The organism is uncultured Shimia sp. (assembly GCF_913054185.1).
Lineage (GTDB): Bacteria > Pseudomonadota > Alphaproteobacteria > Rhodobacterales > Rhodobacteraceae > Shimia.
The window spans coordinates 1-3,877 of sequence record NZ_CAJXIV010000159.1 but is presented as its reverse complement, the minus strand read 5'-3'; the positions used below and the strand labels follow the sequence as shown (position 1 = coordinate 3,877).

5 protein-coding genes are annotated in these 3,877 nt (G+C 60.1%); all 5 read right to left on the bottom strand.

What is annotated here, in order from left to right; all coding sequences use genetic code 11:
- The coding region (locus tag QZ517_RS19750; RefSeq protein ID WP_294230688.1) for an SAM-dependent methyltransferase at positions 1–275 on the bottom strand (275 nt) is incomplete at its 3' end.
- Complete coding sequence (gene cobI, locus QZ517_RS19745; RefSeq protein WP_294230685.1) at positions 272–1,003, bottom strand: precorrin-2 C(20)-methyltransferase; 732 nt, start codon at positions 1,001–1,003, stop codon at positions 272–274. The genes cobI and QZ517_RS19750, both read right to left, overlap by 4 nt.
- Positions 1,000–1,629, bottom strand: a complete 630-nt coding sequence (locus QZ517_RS19740; RefSeq protein WP_294230682.1) for a precorrin-8X methylmutase — start codon at positions 1,627–1,629, stop codon at positions 1,000–1,002. Before QZ517_RS19740 ends, cobI begins: the two co-directional genes overlap by 4 nt.
- Positions 1,629–2,762 (bottom strand): precorrin-3B synthase, encoded by a 1,134-nt coding sequence (gene cobG, locus QZ517_RS19735; protein WP_294230679.1) that lies wholly within the window; start codon positions 2,760–2,762, stop codon positions 1,629–1,631. The genes QZ517_RS19740 and cobG overlap by 1 nt, the downstream gene beginning before the upstream one ends.
- Positions 2,759–3,877: cobaltochelatase subunit CobN (locus QZ517_RS19730; protein WP_294230676.1), on the bottom strand; the 1,119-nt coding region annotated here is incomplete at its 5' end. The genes QZ517_RS19730 and cobG, both read right to left, overlap by 4 nt.

Below are 3,877 nucleotides of genomic sequence, written 5' to 3'. Positions count from 1 at the left end.
ACCGCCGATGCCATGGCAAACACACCGGGGTCGCCTGAACTCACAACCACAACACGTTTGCCTTCGGCGGCCATTTCCAGAGCGTGGCGAGCGCGGTCGATTTCCACGCGATTGTCAGATGCATGCAGAGTTAGGTTTGGGTTTTGCGCCACGCGCTCCACATAGGGAATATACCCAACCGCATCCGTGGCTTCGGCCAAAACAGCCTGCACCTGTGGAGTCACCAGCCCATCGTCACCGGGTCCGATACCTACAATCTGTACCCAGCCGCTCATGGCCGCCGTCCTTGTCCGTGCACCACAATGATCGAGAAATAGGGTGTGCCGTGATCCGTGGTTTCCGACAGTTTTTGCACGTTTTGTTTCTGCATTGTCGCGAATTGCACCAGCCACGCTTCGTCAAACCGGTTCGACGTTTTCAACGCGCGGATGACCTTGTCGTAGTTGGAGCCGATTTTCATAACCACCATTGCGTCGGTGTCCGCCATGTGACGGGTGAGTTTATCCTCATCCAGTGTGCCCATCAGCACGGTCAGCACATCGTCGCCCCATGTGATAGGGGCTTCGGTGGCCGTCCACGCGCCGGACATGCCGGTGATGGCGGGCACAACTTGGGTCGGCACAACGTCACGCACGCGGGCATAGATGTGCATAAAGGAACCGTAGAAAAACGGGTCGCCTTCACAGAGCACAACCACATCTTCGCCGGACTTGGCCAGCGTGATCAGGTGTTGTGTGACCTCTTCATAGAATGCTGACAGGGCCTCATTGTAGCGCGGGTCATGTACCGAGATTTCCGTGGTGACCGGGTACTCCATCGGGAACTCAATTGCCGTTTCGGGCAACATGCCATCGACAATGGCGCGCGCCTGACCTTTGCGACCTGCTTTGCGGAAGAAAGCCACGTGTTTGGCATTGGTGATCAGGCGGTGCGAACGCACGCTCATCAGGTCGGGATCGCCGGGGCCAAGTCCGACGCCGTGGATTGTTCCGGTCTTGGTCATTCTTTGCGGCTCGCAATTGCGTTGATGGCTGCCACGGTCATGGCAGAACCGCCAAGACGGCCTTCGACAATCATGCAGGGCACTGGTTGATCGTTCCAAAGCGCGTCTTTGCTCTCCATTGCGCCAACAAAACCCACAGGACAGCCAATGATGGCGGCAGGGCGTGGGCAGTCCGGATCTTCGAGCATGTTCAGCAGGTGGAAGAGGGCGGTGGGTGCGTTGCCGATGGCGACAATTGCCCCGCCCAATCGGTCGCGCCAGTGTTCCAGAGCCGCAGCGGAGCGGGTGTTGCCAATTTTGGCAGCCAACTCATAAATACCGTCGGCGTGCAGCGTACAAAGCACCTCGTTGTTCGAGGGCAGGCGCGGACGTGTCACACCCTCACTCACCATGCGGGCGTCACAGAAAATCTGTGCGCCGTCTTGCATGGCTTTGCGCGCAGCCGCCACCATGCCGGGGGTGAATTTCACGTGTTTCTCAAGGCCGATCATACCGGCGGCATGGATCATGCGAACCACCACCTGCTCTTCATCTCTGTCAAAGCTTGCCAGATCGGCCTCGCGCCGGATGGTGGCAAAGCTTTCGTCATAAATCGCCTGACCGTTCTTTTCGTATTTGTAGGGCACTAAAGCTCTCCTCGGGCTTCAAGTAGGGTGTCAGGCGCAAGGCCGGTTTTGCTCGGCGCATCCCATGGGTGGCCGTTTTTGACAAGATCAAATGCGCCGCCATGTCCAACCAGTGTGGTTGCGCATGTCCTTGGACGGGCGCAGCCTTTGGAACAGCCAGAGACATGCAGAGGTGTTGGCAGTTGGGCTGCCAATTGACGCGCAAGTTGGCGGGTTTCCACGGTGGAGGAATTGCACAAAGGCGCGCCGGGGCACGCGTCGACGTGTAAGAGTGGGTCGTGCACGTTTGTGATGAAGGCTTCGGTGTCTGCCATTTCCGCGCCTTCTAGCAGGAACAACCGCCATGGTGTGACCCGCATGGCAACGGCATGGGTTGCCTGCACAAGATGCGCAAGCCGGGCCGCTTCAATTTGGCCAAAGGCCACGCCAAAAATCGCACCCAACGAGGTGTCTCCGGGCACGGGGGGCTTTTGTGGCGCGGCAGGCAGCACGGCTTGCCATGCCGCAGGTAGCGGCGCCAGAGCCACATGCGCGGCCATACGGCGGCGGGCCGGGCCATCCGTGTCGACAAACCACTGCGCCATTTCCAGAAGCGCGTCGACCGCGGTGTCGATAGTCACTGCGCGTCCGCGAGATGCGCCATCTGCGCGCAATATCAATTTGCCATTGGTGTCACGTTCGATGCGAATGTCTGCTGATTTGTCAGAGAGTTGCGGGCCGCCTTGCAGATCAATGGCATGGCCCATTTTTGGCGGTAGGCTAGGGAACTCGCCAAGGCGCGCGACCAATTCGGTTGCCACGCGGTATGTATCATCACCTTCCTGCCACAGCGGCGGGATCAGGATGTTGCGGCGGCTTTCCAAAGCTGGATCATCTGGCAGCAGGTCGAGGTGGTGCAGCGCCGCCAGGACTGCCTCGTGGTCCGCTTCTTTGACGCCGCGAATTTGCAGGTTGGCGCGGCTGGTCAGATCGATCAAGCCGGAGCCAAACTTCTCGGCCGTTTCACACAAGCCAAGTACCTGTTCGTGTGTCAGTCGCGCCATCAATGGGCGCACACGCACCACCAGACCGTCGCCGGACATCATGGGTTCGTAGGCACCGGGGCACCAGCCTTTGGCGTCCGGGCGGCTCATGACGCACGCTCCAGATCTGCGAGAATGGAGTTGCGGCGGGTGACCCACAGGCCCGCGACATGCAGTGCGGCAAAGCGGTCCCGCATGGCGGCCAAAGCTTGCGGGTTTTCGCGCTCCAGAAAAGCAATGATTTCGTCATTGCCCAATGTGGCATCGTGGTAAGCGTCAAACAGTTGCGGGGGCACTGCGCCGGCCAGATTGGCAAAGGCGCCCATATGATCCAGCGTCGCGGCGATCTCGGCACCACCCCGGAAGCCATGACGCATCATACCCGCCAGCCAATCCGGGTTGGTGGCGCGGGCATGTACAACGCGGGCAATCTCTTCGGTCAGGCTGCGCGCACGCGGGTTTTCCGGGTTGGTGTTGTCCATGTGGTAGAGATTGGCATCCCCACCGGTGATGGCCTGTGCGGCGGCAAAACCCGCTTCATGCGCGGCATAATCGGAGGCCACCAGCACATCGGTTTCTGGTAGGTCTTGCAGGTGTACAAAGCTGTCCGCCGCACCCACACGGCTGCGGATGCCATCAAGGTCTTTGGTGCCTTCGCCAGTGTCGAGCGCATAAGCTGAAGCGTTGAGCCAGGCTTCGCCTGCCGACATGCGGCCTTCGTCGGAGTAATTCTCGATCTCATGTCCCATACCAAGACCATAGCTGCCCGGCGCGGGGCCATAGACACGCGGTGCGGTGATGCGCCCCGCAAAGGGGTTCCAATCGGAGGCTTCGTCACGTTCAGCGAGAGCTTTCACAGCTTGGCCAAAAAGGGTGGAGAGCGTTGGGAAGACGTCGCGAAACAGGCCGGATACGCGTAGAGTGACATCGATACGCGGGCGCTCCAGCAAGGCAATGGGCAGGATCTCAACACCGGAGACGCGCTCGGAGCCTTCGTCCCACACAGGTTTTGCGCCGAGAAGATGCAACGCCATGGCAAACTCTTCGCCGGCGGTGCGCATGGTGGCGGATCCCCAAAGGTCCACGATCAGGTTTTTGGGGTAGTCGCCTTCCTCCTGCAAATGCCGACGGACCAGCTCTTCGGCAAGTTTCACCCCCTGTGCATAGGCCGATCGCGACGGGACAGAGCGCGGGTCGGTGGTGTAGAGGTTGCGGCCCGTGGGCAG

Excerpts from the sequence above, each read along its gene's own strand:
- cobI (WP_294230685.1), bottom strand. The coding sequence starts at position 1,003 with ATGACCAAGACCGGAACAATCCACGGCGTCGGACTTGGCCCCGGCGAT.
- cobG (WP_294230679.1), bottom strand. The coding sequence starts at position 2,762 with ATGAGCCGCCCGGACGCCAAAGGCTGGTGCCCCGGTGCCTACGAACCC.